General features: G+C 72.0%; 17 protein-coding genes and 1 pseudogene. 12 read left to right on the top strand and 6 right to left on the bottom strand.

Annotated elements, in window-relative coordinates:
- Nucleotides 1–935: DUF3152 domain-containing protein (locus tag E1298_RS32890; RefSeq protein ID WP_341770664.1), on the top strand; the 935-nt coding region annotated here is incomplete at its 5' end.
- Nucleotides 936–957: 22 nt separating this feature from the next.
- Nucleotides 958–1,578 (top strand): IMPACT family protein, encoded by a 621-nt coding sequence (locus E1298_RS32885; protein ID WP_131900242.1) that lies wholly within the window; start codon nucleotides 958–960, stop codon nucleotides 1,576–1,578.
- A gap of 17 nt (nucleotides 1,579–1,595) precedes the next feature.
- Here the strand turns inward: E1298_RS32885 and E1298_RS32880 are convergent, their stop codons facing one another.
- On the bottom strand, nucleotides 1,596–2,369 hold the full coding sequence (locus E1298_RS32880) for a methyltransferase domain-containing protein (RefSeq protein ID WP_131900240.1): 774 nt from the start codon (nucleotides 2,367–2,369) through the stop codon (nucleotides 1,596–1,598).
- A 38-nt stretch (nucleotides 2,370–2,407) separates the two neighbouring features.
- On the opposite strand from E1298_RS32880, the gene E1298_RS32875 reads away from it, so the two are divergent.
- Together E1298_RS32875 and E1298_RS49750 are read left to right on the top strand one after the other, a co-directional pair.
- A complete protein-coding gene (locus E1298_RS32875) occupies nucleotides 2,408–2,845 on the top strand; it encodes a MerR family transcriptional regulator (protein ID WP_131900238.1) in 438 nt (145 codons plus the stop codon).
- A 254-nt stretch (nucleotides 2,846–3,099) separates the two neighbouring features.
- Nucleotides 3,100–3,636, top strand: coding sequence for an SRPBCC family protein (locus E1298_RS49750; protein ID WP_207944982.1), 537 nt, complete (start codon nucleotides 3,100–3,102; stop codon nucleotides 3,634–3,636).
- Nucleotides 3,637–3,647: 11 nt separating this feature from the next.
- Here E1298_RS49750 and E1298_RS32865 read toward each other — a convergent pair whose 3' ends face one another.
- On the bottom strand, nucleotides 3,648–3,863 hold the full coding sequence (locus tag E1298_RS32865; protein WP_207944981.1) for a hypothetical protein: 216 nt from the start codon (nucleotides 3,861–3,863) through the stop codon (nucleotides 3,648–3,650).
- 23 nt (nucleotides 3,864–3,886) lie between these two features.
- Between E1298_RS32865 and E1298_RS32860 the strand changes: the two genes are divergently transcribed.
- Nucleotides 3,887–4,699: a Tn3 family transposase gene (locus tag E1298_RS32860; RefSeq protein ID WP_165975794.1), complete on the top strand. Its 813-nt coding sequence runs from the start codon at nucleotides 3,887–3,889 to the stop codon at nucleotides 4,697–4,699.
- A gap of 20 nt (nucleotides 4,700–4,719) precedes the next feature.
- Here the strand turns inward: E1298_RS32860 and E1298_RS48630 are convergent, their stop codons facing one another.
- Nucleotides 4,720–4,887, bottom strand: a complete 168-nt coding sequence (locus E1298_RS48630) for a hypothetical protein (RefSeq protein ID WP_165975793.1) — start codon at nucleotides 4,885–4,887, stop codon at nucleotides 4,720–4,722.
- Nucleotides 4,888–5,313: 426 nt separating this feature from the next.
- Between E1298_RS48630 and E1298_RS32855 the strand changes: the two genes are divergently transcribed.
- The 3 genes from E1298_RS32855 (at nucleotide 5,314) to E1298_RS32845 (ending at nucleotide 7,715) form a co-directional block, all read left to right on the top strand.
- Nucleotides 5,314–5,883, top strand: coding sequence for a CGNR zinc finger domain-containing protein (locus E1298_RS32855; RefSeq protein ID WP_131900234.1), 570 nt, complete (start codon nucleotides 5,314–5,316; stop codon nucleotides 5,881–5,883).
- Between the two features lie 117 nt (nucleotides 5,884–6,000).
- A complete protein-coding gene (locus E1298_RS32850) occupies nucleotides 6,001–7,137 on the top strand; it encodes an MFS transporter (protein ID WP_131900232.1) in 1,137 nt (378 codons plus the stop codon).
- Nucleotides 7,138–7,559: 422 nt separating this feature from the next.
- Nucleotides 7,560–7,715: an SRPBCC family protein gene (locus E1298_RS32845; RefSeq protein ID WP_207944980.1), complete on the top strand. Its 156-nt coding sequence runs from the start codon at nucleotides 7,560–7,562 to the stop codon at nucleotides 7,713–7,715.
- 122 nt (nucleotides 7,716–7,837) lie between these two features.
- Here E1298_RS32845 and E1298_RS32840 read toward each other — a convergent pair.
- Nucleotides 7,838–8,444 (bottom strand): annotated as a pseudogene (locus E1298_RS32840) (MerR family transcriptional regulator).
- Nucleotides 8,445–8,502: 58 nt separating this feature from the next.
- Here E1298_RS32840 and E1298_RS32835 point away from each other — a divergent pair.
- Genes E1298_RS32835 through E1298_RS32820 form a run of 4 tightly spaced genes read left to right on the top strand, consistent with a single transcriptional unit; the run spans nucleotide 8,503 to nucleotide 12,060 of the window.
- Nucleotides 8,503–9,705, top strand: a complete 1,203-nt coding sequence (locus E1298_RS32835; protein WP_131900230.1) for an erythromycin esterase family protein — start codon at nucleotides 8,503–8,505, stop codon at nucleotides 9,703–9,705.
- A gap of 2 nt (nucleotides 9,706–9,707) precedes the next feature.
- Nucleotides 9,708–10,454 (top strand): dihydrofolate reductase family protein, encoded by a 747-nt coding sequence (locus tag E1298_RS51595; RefSeq protein WP_131900228.1) that lies wholly within the window; start codon nucleotides 9,708–9,710, stop codon nucleotides 10,452–10,454.
- Between the two features lie 38 nt (nucleotides 10,455–10,492).
- Entirely contained in the window at nucleotides 10,493–10,822 is a 330-nt protein-coding gene (locus E1298_RS32825) for a YciI family protein (protein WP_131900226.1), read from the top strand.
- Nucleotides 10,819–12,060, top strand: coding sequence for an RNA polymerase sigma factor (locus E1298_RS32820; RefSeq protein ID WP_131900224.1), 1,242 nt, complete (start codon nucleotides 10,819–10,821; stop codon nucleotides 12,058–12,060). Before E1298_RS32825 ends, E1298_RS32820 begins: the two co-directional genes overlap by 4 nt.
- A 313-nt stretch (nucleotides 12,061–12,373) precedes the next feature.
- Here E1298_RS32820 and E1298_RS32815 read toward each other — a convergent pair whose 3' ends face one another.
- Together E1298_RS32815 and E1298_RS32810 are read right to left on the bottom strand one after the other, a co-directional pair.
- Nucleotides 12,374–13,516: a serine hydrolase domain-containing protein gene (locus E1298_RS32815; RefSeq protein ID WP_131900222.1), complete on the bottom strand. Its 1,143-nt coding sequence runs from the start codon at nucleotides 13,514–13,516 to the stop codon at nucleotides 12,374–12,376.
- A gap of 656 nt (nucleotides 13,517–14,172) precedes the next feature.
- On the bottom strand, nucleotides 14,173–14,498 hold a 326-nt coding region (locus E1298_RS32810; RefSeq protein ID WP_131900220.1), incomplete at its 5' end, for a sensor histidine kinase.

Here is a 14,498-nt window from a genome sequence, read left to right as displayed (position 1 = left end):
GTGCCGCCGGGTTGTGGGCGCGGGCGGCGCCGGCCACCGGCGGGCCTCCGCGGCGGCGCCCCCCGGTGCGGGCTCCGGTGCCCGAGGCCGACCGGAGCACCGTGCAGAAGCTCAACGATCCCTCAGCCGCGCCCCGCCGAGGGGGACGGGCCGGGCGCCGCCGCCGTCGCGGGGGCCGGACGATCCGGGTGGCGGCGGCCACGGGCGCCGTCGCCGTGGTCGCGGCGGGCGGGGCCGCCGCGGTGCTGGTCATGGGCGGTGACGGCGGCGGGCCGCCGGCCGCGCGGCCGTCCGCACCGGTGGCGGCGGCGCCGAACGCCGTCCGCGGCGGCCAGAGGGGACGCGCGGCTCCGCTCGGCGCGGTGGTGAACGGGCGGCGGCAGCCGGCGCGGGTGCGGATCCCGGCGTCGGCGGGCGGCCGGTACGCGCCGGTGCGGGGGACCGCCGCGCCGCCCCGGGGATCGCGCGGCACCGTCGTCCGGTACATGGTGGAGGTGGAGCGGGGGCTGCCGATCACGGGGGCGGACTTCGCGGCCGAGGTGCACCGGGTGCTCAACGACCCGCGCAGTTGGGGGCACGGGGGCACGATGCGGTTCATGCGGGTGGCCGGTGGCGCGGTGCGGTTCCGGGTGTCGCTGTCGAGCCCGGCGCTGACCGACCGGATGTGCGCGCCGCTGGTGACGGGCGGGGAGCTGTCGTGCCGCAGCGGGAACCGCTCGGTGATCAACGCGCGGCGCTACGGCGAGGGCGCCCGCACCTACGGGCGCGACCTGGCGACCTACCGCGAGTACGTCATCAACCACGAGGTCGGGCACGCGCTGGGGCACGGCCACCGGCAGTGCCCGGGGGCGGGGCGGCCGGCGCCGGTGATGGTGCAGCAGACCAAGTCGCTGTACGGGTGCCGTCCGAACGCCTGGCCGTTCCCGCAGGACTGACCGCTCTAGACTCGGGACGACCATGCGCATGATCAAGGGCGCGGGCTCCCGCGAGCTGGAGATCCGCAAGTCCCGCTTCGTCTGCACGCTCGCCCGCGCCGGCGAGGAGGCCGAGGCGGTGGACTTTTTGGCCCGGCACCGGCGGGCGCACCGGGAGGCGACCCACAACTGCACCGCCTACGTGGTGGGCGAGCGCGGTGAGATCACCAAGAGCAGCGATGACGGCGAGCCCGCGGGGACGGCGGGGATCCCGATGCTGGAGGTGCTGGTCCGGCGCGGGCTGACCGGGACGGTCGCGGTGGTGACCCGCTATTTCGGCGGGGTGAGGCTGGGCGCGGGCGGCCTGGTGCGCGCCTACGGGCGGGCGGTGGCCGAGACGGTCGACGCGGTCGGGGTGGTGGAGCTGCGGCCGGTGGTGACGGTCACGGTGGGTGTGGAGCACGCGGTGGCGGGACGTTTCCTGGGGGATCTGCACGGGCGGGGCCTGCGGCCCGCCGACGTCCGGTACGGCGCGGGGGTGGAGGCGGACGTGACGGTCGCGGTGCCGGACCTGGGCGGCTTCGAGTCCTGGGTCGCGGAGGCCACGGCCGGACGCGCGGTGACCTGTCGGGGCGCGTCCGGCTACATCGAGGTCCCGATCTGACGCGCCCGGGCCGGGGGTCAGCGGCGGGTGGCCGCGGTGACGAACAGCGGGAGGGCGAGGAACAGCCGCCCGCACCGACCGCGTTCGCGTTGCTCGGCGACCCAGGCTCCGGCCTGCGCGTCGCTGATCGTCCCGGCCGCGCGCGCTCCTTCGGCGAGGTCGGCCAGGACGGGCACCATCGCCGCGTCGGTGAAGATCATGGTGCGGGCCTCGACGGTGATGTCGGCGAAGCCCGCGTCCAGCAGGAGGTTGCGGCAGCGGCGGACGACGCGGGGGGCGGGGACCAGGTCGGCGCGCGCGTGCACGATGGTGCGGGTGAGCGCGGCGTCGTCGGCGTCGATGACGAAGGTGTCCCAGTCCTGCCCGATCAGCACGATGCGCCCGCCGGGGGCCAGCACGCGCCGCGCCTCGCCGATCGCGCGGGCGGGGTCGTCCAGGACGTGGTACACCTTCTCGGCCCGGTAGCCGTGCAGTGCGCCGTCGGTGAAGGGCAGCCGGTAGGCGCTCGCCACGCGGAAGTCCGCCGCGGGCCAGCGGCCGCCGGCCACGGCGATCATCCGTTCGTCGGGGTCGATGCCGACCGCCCGTGCGCCCCGCTCGGCCATCTCCGCGGCCGCGCGGCCGGGTCCGCATCCGACGTCGACCACCGCCGCGTCCGGCGCGATGGCGAGCAGTTCGTAGGACCGCGCGCGCAGCTCGCCCGCCCCGGGCAGGGTGTCGGCGAGGTCGAGCAGGGTGATGAGCGCGTCGGTGTCGTCGCTGGTGCGGCCTGTCGTCCGGTTCTCGTCCATGTCGGGGATCGTGGGGCTTCAAGTACGCTTGAAGTCAAATGGGTGAGCAGTTGACGATCGGTGAGCTGGCGGGCCGCACGGGTGTCGCCGCCTCCGCCCTGCGCTACTGGGAGGAGCTCGGCCTGCTCCCGGCGCCGGCCCGGGTCTGCGGCCAGCGGCGTTATCCGCCTTCGGCGGTCGAGCTGGTCGGTGTGGTCCTGCTGCTGCGAGGCGTCGGTTTCACGCTGCGGGAGGTCAAGGCGTTCCTGGCGTCCCGTCCGCCGTCCGGCGACGGCTGGCGGGAGCTGTACCAGCGCAAGCTCGCCGAGCTGGACCAGCGGATCGCCCAGGCCCAGGTGGCGCGCACCGCCATCGCCCATGGCCTGGCCTGCCGGCACCAGGACATCCGCGAGTGCTCCACCTTCGCGAGCGGGGTCGCGGCGATCCTGGCGGGTTCCTCCCTCGAAGAGGCTCACGAAAAGGCCCATTCGCACTGACCTCACCCCCTGCCGTCCGGCGCCCGATGCCGTCGGACCACCCGTGACGGGTAGGTCCCGCCTACGCGGTCGGGGCGCGTACATCTTCCAGATATTTTCCGCGGTGGTGCCGAATGGCGCCGGGCCCGTTCGTAGCCATGGTGAGAGACCGGCAAGGGCCGGCCGCCGCGCACGGGAGGCTCACGATGTCCGTCCCCGCCACCACCGCCGCCCCGACGAAGCCGCTGATCATCGGTGCCCTGACCGCCGCCGCCGTGGACCAGGAGAACGTGAGCGCCGCCCTGACATTCGGCGTGCCCGCCGCGAGGGTGTTCGCGGTGCCGGCGGACCCGACGACCCATTCCGCGATCGATGGCACCGGCTGGGTTCGGCAGTCCGTCGACCGGGCGCCGCTGACCGAGGTGGGGCAGATCCTCCGGATGGCCATGCACCACGCCAGCCATCCGGACGGCGACTACCGGGTGGCCAACAAGGTCGCGGTGCTCGACCCGCCGCGCGCCATCGGCTGGCTGACGGCCACCGAGAAGCACGACGGTCACCTGGAGTTGAGGGGCAGCCGGAATACGCCAGAAAGGAATCACGGTCTGACGGCTGGTCGTGAGGGTGATCGGCATCGGCAAAGGCGCGGTATCCGCCGAGATCTCGGGCTGGGCGAGGACGTCGCCGCGGTGTACGACTCGGACCGGACCGGGGGCCATCATCGGACGCCGATCCGCTGGCGTCGTCATCACCGCGAAGTCCGCAGGCGCAAGGTCTTCGGCCTCGCCACCGCAGGCGTCCGTCTCGCTTGACCTCTTGCGCGTCAGTCCGGCAGCCAGTGCAGCTCGTGCGCCAGGGTTTTGGCGGCGGCACGGATGCGGCGGTGTAGTGGCGACTGCTCGCGTGGGAGGACCAGGTGGAACGTCAGACTGGGCGCGCCCCGCAGCGGTCGCCAGGTGAGACCGGCCGGTTGTGCCGTGCCCGCGGCTTTTCCGGCCGGGGCGAGGGTGACCCCGTCGCGCAGGTCGCGCTGAGACATTCCGCAAACGGCTGCTGCTGGTCTTGTACGCGCTGGGCACGAACGTGGGGGTCAAACGGGTCGCCGGCGGCGGTCGCCACGGCCAGACCGAGGCCGCGTTGCGGGCCACCCGGCACCTGTTCGTCAACCGCGACAACCTGCGCAACGCGGTCGCCACCTTGGCGATGCGGGACCCGCTGTGGTGGGGCAACGGCACCGCGTGCGCATCGGATTCGAAGAAGTCCGGGTCATGGTCGTCGAACCTGATGATCGAGGACCACGCCCGGTACGGCGGCCACGGCGTCATGATCTACTGGCACGTCGACCGCAAATCGGTGTGCGTCTACTCCCAGTACGACCAGATGGTCAAGTACGCCACCGCCCTGCGGCTGGGCACCGCGGAGGCCGAGCAGGTGCTGCGCCGCTTCACCCGCGGCGGCCCCAAACACCCCACCCACAAGGCCATCGAGGAACTCGGCAAAGCGGTCAAGAGCGTGTTCGCCGCCGAGTACGTCGCCTCGCAGGAGCTGCGCCGGGAGATCCACGAGGGCCTGCAGGTCGTGGAGAACTGGAACTCGGCCAACACCGACCTGTTCTACGGCAGCGCCGGCGCCATCGGCGGCAGCGACAACGAGCACCAGGAGGCGTCCATGCTCAGCCTGCACCTGCTCCAGTCCGCGCTGGTGTTCATCAACACCCTGCTCGTCCGGTCCGTCCTCAAAGAGCCCGCCTGGCAGCAGCACCTGACGGACGTCGACAAGCGCGGCCTGTCGCCGCTGTTCTGGTCCAACGCCAACCTCTACGGCACCATCGACATCGACCTGGACCGCCGCCTCGACCTCGGCCTCGCAGCCTGATCCTTTTTCCGCCCCTTCGGTCAGGCTGATCGAGGGGACGGGACGCTCTGGTCGGGCAGCAGACCGGCCAACGCGGTCCGGACGGCGGCCCGGCTCACCCCGTGCACGTGCGAGCGCCGCGTCTTGGAGGTCGTCGCCGGGTCCTCGAACAGCAGCACCCCGGATGCCGGGTGGTGCCCCTCGGCCACACCTCGGTTCGGACCAGCAGCCCAGCCTCGGTGAGGATGTGCCGCTGCCGCAGCAGGGACTGGGTCGCGGTGGAGACGCGGGAGTAGACGATCCGCACCGGCGCTCCTCGGGAAGGACGAAGCCCCGTTCTGCCTGTCGGAAAATACTGTCGTCAATCAGCGCCCGGACCAGGCCGCCCGATGTGGCATTTCATCCCCTGCCGTCCGGTTTCCGGATGCCCTTGGACCACCTGTCGGGAAACCGTCTAATGCCAACACCTCAGCGAAGACCCCGAAGCGCCATCAAGACCTCCGGATCATCGCGGCGCTCGCCCTCGATCGGGGGTATCCGCCCGGGACCGGCGAGCGGGCGACGCCCCTCTGGATTCGCCCTTCGACGTCGACACTAGTAAACTAATTAGCAAGTGTCGCACAGAGGAGGTAGCCGTGATCCCGCCCGCCATACCGGAAGAGCTCACAGATCTACCGCCCGATGTGGCGCTGATCTTCCAGTTCGTCAACACCGACGACCGCCGGGCCTTCACGGCCCACGGAACGCAGCTCCGGCCACGCGACCGCCTCGCCACAGCCGAAGAGCTGGAGCGCTGGCTGCGCGACCACGGGCTGCTCGCTGTCGGCAGGCACGCGGACGATGCGCACCTGCGCCGGGCCCGTGATCTCCGGCAGGCGCTACGCGCCGCACTCGACCCGGCACACCATGACGTCCCGGAGGCCGCCCGGCTCGGCTTCGACTTCGATGTCCAGGTCGCGCGTGATGGCGCGGGGCTGGTGCTCGACGCCGACCCGGCCACGATCGCGCTCGCCCAGATCGCCGCGACGGCGGTCACCATCACCGCCAACGGCACCTGGCCTCGGCTCAAAACCTGCCCGGCCCCCGACTGCCAATGGGTCTTCTACGACCAGTCCAAGCCCGGCCGGGGCCGGTGGTGCTCACCCCAACTGTGCGGCAACCGGACCAAGACCCGCGGCTACAGACGCCGCATCCACGACAGCTAACGCTCGAACGACCACTCGGGGGGATCCGCCTTGTCGACCACAACAGCCCTGCCTGCAGCCGCCGACCCACCAGCCGAACGCGCTCCACTGACGAACTGGCTGGCTGTCATCTCGGTGATGATGGGCATCTTCTCGATCGTCACCACCGAGATCCTGCCGATCGGCCTGCTCAACCCCATCGCCTCGGGGTTCAACATCTCCGAGGGCACGGCGGGCTGGATGATGACCGTGCCCGGCATCGTCGCCGCGATCGCCGCGCCCGCGGTGACCGTCGCCACCCGGTGGCTGGACCGCCGGTTGATGCTGGCCGCTCTCATGGTGCTGCTGGCGCTGGCCGACTTCCTTTCCGCCCTCGCGCCCACCTACTCGGTCATGCTGATCGCCCGTGTTCTGGTCGGGATCACCATCGGCGGTTTCTGGTCCATCGGAGCTGGCCTGGCCGGACGCCTGGTCAAGCCAGGACAGGTCAGCACGGCGACCGCCGTCATCTTCGCCGCCGTCCCGATGGGCTCCGTGCTCGGTGTCCCAGCCGGCACCCTAATCGGAGACCTGGCCGGATGGCGGGCACCCTTCATCGTCATGGGCGTCCTCACCCTGGGTGTGCTGGCCGCCCTGCTCGCGACGCTGCCCAGGCTGCCCGCCCAGCAGGTCACCTACCTGCGCGTGCTGCGCGTGCTGCTCCGCAACACCAACATCCGGATCGCGCTGATCGCGACCTCTCTGATCGTGATCGCCCACTTCGGGACCTACACATACGTGACCCCGTTCCTGGAGCAGGCCACCCATCTGGACCCCGGGCTGGTCAGCGCGTTCCTGCTCACCTACGGCGCCGCGGGCATCGCCGGCAACTTCATCGCGGGCAGGACGATCCCGCTGAGCCTGCCCGCAACGTTCATCACCGCGGCCGCGATGCTCGCGGCCGCGACCCTGCTGCTGCCCATCATCGGAACATCAACGATCGGCGCACTCGGGCTGCTCATCGTGTGGGGACTCGCCTACGGGGCGATTCCGGCCAGCTCGCAATCCTGGTTCTCAAGGTCGGCCCCGCAAGCACAAGAGGCCGCCACCGTCCTGTTCACCTCGTCGTTCCAAGCAACATTCGCCATCGGCGCCCTCTGCGGCGGGGTCATCGTGGACGCCACATCCCCGTCCACAGTCATGATCGTCGGCGCCGCCGTCGCCGCCCTCATGGCCACGACCCTGCTCGTCCTCACAGGCAACACCAACCCACGTAGGGGCACCACCTGCGGATGAGCGGCCCGGTTGTCCACGGTGCGCGCCGCAACCCCAACCCGGCGGGCGAACGCCCCGATCGTCATCCCTGGCCCGCGACGCGAGGCGGTAGCGTCCGCGCCCGTCCACGCCATGCCGAGAGCTCCTCGCTACGGGCCCTCGCCACGAGGGTGCGCCGGATCAGAGAACGAGAAACCCCACCCGCACGGCCGACCCGCTCGGAAACGGCCGCAGCGCGCTTGACCATGACCCGCTACCTGGCGGCTGGGGACAGCTTCGGGAGTAGGACCCCGTTCCCCGTGAGCCCTGCTTGCGCGAACTGGCCGACCTGAAAGTCGGCCATGCGGCCGTCGAGGCTTGAGCCCATCGCCGCACCTCATGCACGCCCGTCACGGCGCCGCGCCGGTGCGACAGGGGGCGGCTGGATCTGGCGTTACGACCTTGTGCCGGTCGGTCCGTCCGAGACCGAGGTCATGCTCACCTACGACTGGTCGGCGGTGCCGCGGTCCGGCCGGGAGTACCTGCGGTTCCCGCCGTTCGGCCCTGGGCATCTCACCGACTCGCTGCACCACCTGGCCGCGCTTGTCGCCGATGGGTGACGTCGCCCCTTTGGAGGGGGAGCGCGGTGTCGACCACGGCGCCCGAGCTTGCGTCCACTGCTTGGTCGGCGGCGGGCCCGAGACGCCTCAGAGGGGTGTCGGAGGGGCCTGTGAGGCGGTGGTCAGTGGGAGGTGCCGGGTGGCCGGTTCGGGTCGGTGGTGTGGTCGCCCGGTCCGTGTGGTTGGTGCGGGCGGCCGAGGTAGGCGTCCAGGGCGGCGGCGCCGGTGAGCATGGCGCGGCTCCTGGCCCAGAGGCGGGCGTGCCAGTCGCGCAGCGTCGACTCAAGCGGCGCGACTCCTCCGGCGGAGCGGACCTGGGCGATCAGCGGGGCGATCTGCTCCAGCCGGTAGCCGCCCCGTCTGAGCTGGTGGACGAGCAGGGCGTCGCGCACGTCGGCCGCGCGGTAGACGCGGGAGGGTGCGGCGGTCGTCGAGCAGCTGGACATGGCTTTCGTCGATGAGCCGGAGCGCGTCGCCGGTCGCGCCCCGGTTGATCGCCTGCATGATCGACGTGGCCGTCCGGTGGCCGTGTCCGGGCACCAGGGCGAGGAACGCGCGCAGGGCTTGCGCGTGCCGAGGCGTGTAGGTGCGGTAGCCGTGCGGAGTGCGCCCGGCGGCCGGAAGGATGCCGGCCGCCTCGTAGTTCCTGATCGCCTGCGTGGACAGGCCGTGCCCGCGTGCCAGGTCGACCGGCCTGAGCCGTCCGCCGTCTTGAGGGTTTCGCCCCACTGCCCTGCCGATATCGCGGATAAGTTTCCACCGTTGGTTCAACGATACCGTTGAGGGGGTGACCGCTGCTATCGAAGACGCCGCGCATGCCGTCGCCCCCGCTTCCGTCATGGGGTTGCTGCCGGCCCGGCCGCGGCTGCTGGGCCTGGGCGAGCCCGCCCACGGCGAGGACGTTCTGCTCCGGCTGCGAAACGATCTTTTCCGGCGACTGGTCGAGCAGGAGGGCTACCGGACGATCACGATCGAGAGCGACTGCATGAGGGGCCTGGTCGTGGACGACTACGTCACCTCGGGCAGCGGCGTCCTCGACGACGTCATGGAGCGCGGCTTCAGCCACGGGTGGTTCAACGTGTCCGCGGCCAACCGCGAGCTGGTGCGCTGGATGCGCGCGCACAACGACGGCCGGCCCGCTGCAGAGCATGTGCGCTTCGCCGGTTTCGACGGTCCACTGGAGATCACCGACGCCGCGAGCCCCCGGCAGGCCCTCACCGCGCTGCACGCCTGCCTCGCCGACCGGGTGGATGCCGATCTGCTTCCCTGCACCGCGGAAACGCTCGACCGCCTGCTCGGCGCTGACGACCGGTGGAGCGATCCGGCCGCGATGACGGACCCGTCCCGGTCGGTGGGGCGGACGCCCGATGCCCGGCGGCTGCGGCTGCTGGCCGATGATCTGGTGGCCCTGCTCGACGCGCGGACGCCGGACCTGATCGCGGCGTCGCGGGACGGCTGGCACCGGGCGCGCCTGTACGGCCGGACCGCCACCGGGCTGCTGCGCTACCACTTCTGGATGGCCGACCCCTCGCCGGGCCGCATGGCCAGGCTGCTGGACCTGCGGGCTTCGATGATGGCCGCGAACCTGCTCGCCCTCGCCGAGCGGGGCCCGACGCTGGTCCACGCCCACAACGGCCATCTCCAGCGGGGCAAGAGCACGATGCGGATGGGCGGGCGGCCGCTGGAGTGGTGGGGCGCCGGCGCGATCGTCAGCGCCCGGCTGGGCGAGGGGTACGCCTTCTTGGCCACGGCCCTCGGCGCGATCGGCCACCGCGGTGTGGAGGCCCCGCCCCCCGATACCGTCGAAGGGCTCCTGTACGCGCTGCCGGGGGACCGGTACGTCGTGGACGCCCGCCGGCTGGCCGCCGTCCTCGGCGAGGCGCCGCCCGCTCCCCGCGTGTCGCCCTGGTTCGGCTACTCCCCGCTGGACCCGGACCAGGTGGCCGGCCATGACGGGATCGTGTTCGTCAAGGACGTCCGGCCGGGCTAGGAATGGGGTCTCCCGCCACCGCGGGTCAGAGTCTTCGCGGTCGATCTGGTCCAAGGGCCTGTCCGCGCTGGGCGCGTTCGAGGTGGTGGAGCGCGGTCGCCGCGAAGCCGGCGTGTTGTCGGATCGCCGACGACCGGCGTCCCGGGAAGTTCTTCAAAGAAATCCGGGAGGCGGTGTCGGATCGGGGCGGTGGTGTTCGTGGCAGGGGTGAGGCCGTCCACCGGGGGCGGCGCCGAAGGCAGAGGAAGCGCGATCATGAAGCCGGCGACCGTGACTCAGGTCACCATCGATGGAGTGATGCAGGGAAACGGCGGCGGACCTGCGAGCTGTTCGCCGGGTCGTGGGGGACCTTTTCGGTCCAGGACGTCCCTGGCTGGGAGTCCGTGGTGGAAGCGTTGAACACACTGCCCAAGTACGTGGCGTCGAGCACGCTCACCGATCCGGCGTGGTCGGGCACGACCGTCCTGTCCGGGGACGTCGCGGCGGCCGTCCGGGAGCTGAAGGCCGCGCCGGGGGGTGAGCTGCAGGTGCACGGCGGCGGCGTCCTGACCCGGTGGCTGCTGGACAATGATCTGGTGGACGAGATGACTCTGATCACCGTCCCGGTGGTCGCCGGCCAGGGCGCGCGACTGTTCCCCGACGCGGGCCCGGATCTCGCGCTCGACCTGGTCGAGTCGCGGGTCGGCTCCAAGGGCGTGGCGATCCAGGTCCACCGGCCGGCCGGGCGCCCGCGGTACGCAACGGCTTGATGTCCCCGACCGGCCCCACCACAGGAGATGATCTTCAGATGCGGTATCTGGTTTCGGTGATCGACGACAAGGGCGATCCCGGCAGCACGGACAGGCAGCCTGCCATCAGCGCGTTCAACGAGCGGCTGATCGCCGCGGGTCACTGGGTCTTCGCGGGCGGGCTCGCCGACACCGACGCGGCCACGGTCGTCGACAACCGGGGCGAGGAGGCGGTGTTCAGCGACGGGCCCTTCGTGGAGTCCAAGGAGTACCTGGCCGGTGTCTGGGTGTGGGAGGCCCCCGATCTGGACGTGGCGCTCAAGCTGGCCGCCGAGGCGTCGAAGGTCTGCGATCGGAAGATCGAGGTGCGGCCGTTCCTGGGCGAGTGAGCGGGGTCGACGTCCGGGAGGCGCTCGCCCGGGCCCAGCAGGAGGAGTGGGCGCGGGTGGTGGCCGCCCTGGCCAGGCGTTTCGGTGATCTGGACGTGGCCGAGGAGGCGGCCGGTGAGGCGTTCGCGGCCGCCGTGGAGCGGTGGCCGGTCGACGGTGTGCCGCCCAATCCCGGCGGCTGGCTGACCACCACCGCCAACCGCAGGGCCATCGACCGGGTCCGGCGCGAGAGCAAGCGCGGCGGCAGGCACCAGGAGGCTCGGATGGTGTACGGCGACGACCTGCCCGAGCCGGTCGGCGTCATCGACGACGACCGGCTCCGGCTGGTCTTCACCTGCTGTCACCCGGCGCTGGCGATGCGGTCCCGGGTGGCGCTGACGCTGCGGATGGTCGGCGGTCTGACCGTGCCCGAGATCGCCCGCGCCTTCCTGGTGGCCGAGAGCGCCATGGGGCAGCGGATCACCCGCGCGAAGGCCAAGATCAAGGCGGCTCGCATCCCCTATCGGGTGCCGTCCGCCGAGGATCTCCCGGCGCGCGTCTGCGGCGTCCTGGCCGTGCTGTTCCTGGTGTTCAACGAGGGCTATCTGGCCACCGGCCCCGGCACCGATCCGGTGCGTCCCGGCCTGACCGCCGAGGCGATCAGGCTGACCCGTCTGGTCCGCGCCCTGCTGCCGGACGACGGTGAGGCGGCCGGGCTGCTGGCGCTGATGCTGCTCATCGAGGCCCGCCGCGCCGCCCGGGTCTCGGCCGGCGGTGAGCTGGTCACCCTGGCCGAGCAGGACCGCGGGGTCTGGGACGCGGCGCTGGTCGCCGAGGGGCACCGGCTGGTGCGCGAGCGCCTGGCCGCTGCCGCCGCCGGGGAGGCTCCGGGGCGCTACCAGATCCTCGCGGCGATCAACGCCGTGCACACCAGCGCCCGCGACATCCGCGACACCGACTGGTCGCAGGTCGTCGCCCTCTACGACCGGCTCGTCCGCCTGGACCCCTCGCCGATCATCGCCCTCAACCGGGCCATCGCCCTCGCCGAGCTCGACGGCCCGCAGGTGGCGCTGGCGGCCGTCGACGCTCTTGAGCACGGGTTGGCCGGCTATCACGCCTACCACGCCACCCGCGCCGACCTGCTGCGCCGGCTGGGCCGCGGTCATGAGTCGCGCGCGGCCTACGACAAGGCCATCGACCTGGCGGGCAACACCGCCGAGACCGCCTACCTGACCCGCCGCCGCGACCAGCTGATGTAGCACCCGCGGATCCCGCTCGAACCCCACACGCGCGGCGGCGGCCGCCCCAGAGGCGCCCGGCCGCGAGGGCCTGGCGGTCGGCCTCCTGGATCACATCGGGCGTGCACGGGCGGCTTCGAAGGCGATCAGGGCGATCAGGAGCGTCGCGGTGACCGCCAGAGCGAGTATCGCGCGGCCTATTGCGGTGGCCCGGTCGCGGCCGGGTCTGCGGGTTCGCTGCCCTCATGCCCGTGGACGAGGCCACCGCGATGGGCCTGGACCGGACGCCCTCGCCTTCAGCATGCGACGGGGGCGGAGGGGCCCGGAGCGGCCGTTATGAGGAGGGGCAGAAGACGGTCTCCACGACCTTGCCCATGGCTTGGGCCGGTCCGTTGATGTCCTTGACGCTCAGGGTGGCCGATACCGCGAGCTGGCGGCGGCCGTCCGCCGAGTAGAAGGTCATGGCGAGGAAGCCGGGGGCGGTCCCGCCCACGATGTAGAGATCGTCACCGCACGAGCCGCGGCCCTTGCGCAGGGGGCGCAGGTCATGGGGCGGCCGGTCGGTCAGGATTCGCTGGAGTTCCGGGGGCAGCAGCTTGCCCTGGGTGAACGCCCGCTGGAAGGCGCTGACGTCGTGGGCGGTGGAGACCACCCCTCCGGCCGCGCCGGCGATGCTGGCGTTGAACCGGTCCACGTCGCGCAGCGTGCCGGTGGCGTCGGGGTAGTAGCCGTGGCCGTGCGGTCCCTTGATGCCCTCCGGCGGCTTGACGGGGAGGTAGGTCCTGGTCATTCCGAGCGGGCCGAACAGGCGCCCGTGCAGTTCGGCGGCCAGGTCGTGGCCGGTCACCCTCTCGATGATCATGCCGAGGAGGGTGTAGTTGGTGTTGGAGTAGGACCACTTCTCGCCCGGTTCCCCCGTCCGGGGCCGGTCGCGGCTCCACTTCACCAGATCGAGCGGCCGGTAGTGGGTCGTGAAGTCGAACACGTCGAACGAGGGGTCTTCTCCCTCGCTCCCGTCCGGGTTCGGCTTGGCGTACCAGTCGGGGATGCCGGAGGTGTGCCGGATCATCTGCCGTACCGTGATCTGGTCGGCGCGCGTCACCAGATCGTCCTTGACCACTTCCGGCAGCAGGGCGCCGAGCTTGTCGTCCACGCCCAGCCTGCCCTCCTTGACCAGTTGCAGCACCACGGTGGCCACCATCTGCTTGGTCTGCGACCCGATCCGGAAGCGGGCGTTCGCGGGTATCCCCCCGCCCTTGCCGTCCAGGAGCCGGGAACCCCCGCTGCCCAGCCCGATGGGCTTCCCGTCGACGTAGGCCCCGCCGACGGCCCCCACGACCCCGTCGGCCCTGGCCAGCTCCTCCATCGCCTTCTGCACGTTCCCGGCCCGCGCGGTGGCGGGCCCGGCCTGGGCCAGCATGACCATCGCGGCACCGGCGGCCAGACCGGCCTTCCTCAGCGGCGGACGAACGTTCATACGCGCTCCCTCTGGTGATCACCTTCCGGAGCCGGGACGGCATGCCCCCCCGGCACGGACCGCTGTGGTCCGCGCCTCTAGTGAAGATGGATGACTGTTGCGGCGGCGTATCCGCTTTTCGATACGCCCGCGATACCCCGATTCCCGGCATCCCCGGCGTCCAGGAACCGGGCGCATGCCGGCAGCGAGCCGGTCCCGCCGCCGGTGATCGCGACGCCCCCGGGTACTGCGGGTGCTGGGGCGGCTCTTCGGTGGGCATCGCACTGCCGAGCCTCCAGCATGAGCTCCGCGTCACGTCCGCACATCTGCCCTGGGCCGTGAACGCCTGGAACCGCGGCGGCGGGCGCGCATGCACCGGAGGGTCTGGACGGATCTGCCCGAGTGGATGGCGGAGCCGCCCGCAGAACCGTTGCCGCTGGGTGGAGTCCATTGCCGGGGTCGACGGGCCGTGGGCCGCCTGTTCCCGCAGGTCCCTGGCCATGGTCGCTGAGCTCGGCACGGGGCCGGGGTACGTGCGCACCTGCGAGGGCGTGGCCTGGCCGACCGCCGGGGCGGGCTCAGGGGCGAGCGGCTCAGCCCCCGGGTTCGCGCGGCGGCGGCTACGTCACCTGCGGAGTCTCCCTCGCGGAGCCGGCCACCGAGTTTCCGGTCGCGATCTAGCGGGCCCCGTTCGGGGACGCCGCCTGCTGGGATACCGCCGCGTGCCTCTCGGGGAGTCGGATCGTGACGAGGAGGCCACCTGTGGGGCGGGGCGTGAGGTCGAGGGTGCCGTCGTGCGCTTGGACGATGCTGTGCACGATGGCCAGTCCGAGGCCGACCCCGGCGTGCTCGTCGGTGCGTACGCGTTGTGTTCCACGTTGGAAGGGTTCGGTGAGGGTCGGTAGGAGTTCTGGTGGGACGGGGTGGCCGGTGTTTTCGACCTGTAGCACGCTCGTGTCGTGCTGCGATTGGGTGTGGATGGTTACGGTGCCGCCGGTGGGGA

This window comes from Actinomadura rubrisoli (assembly GCF_004349215.1).
In the GTDB taxonomy this organism is placed as follows: Bacteria; Actinomycetota; Actinomycetes; order Streptosporangiales; family Streptosporangiaceae; genus Spirillospora; species Spirillospora rubrisoli.
Note: the sequence above shows the minus strand (reverse complement) of the source record. Positions and strands in the feature narration are given on the sequence as shown.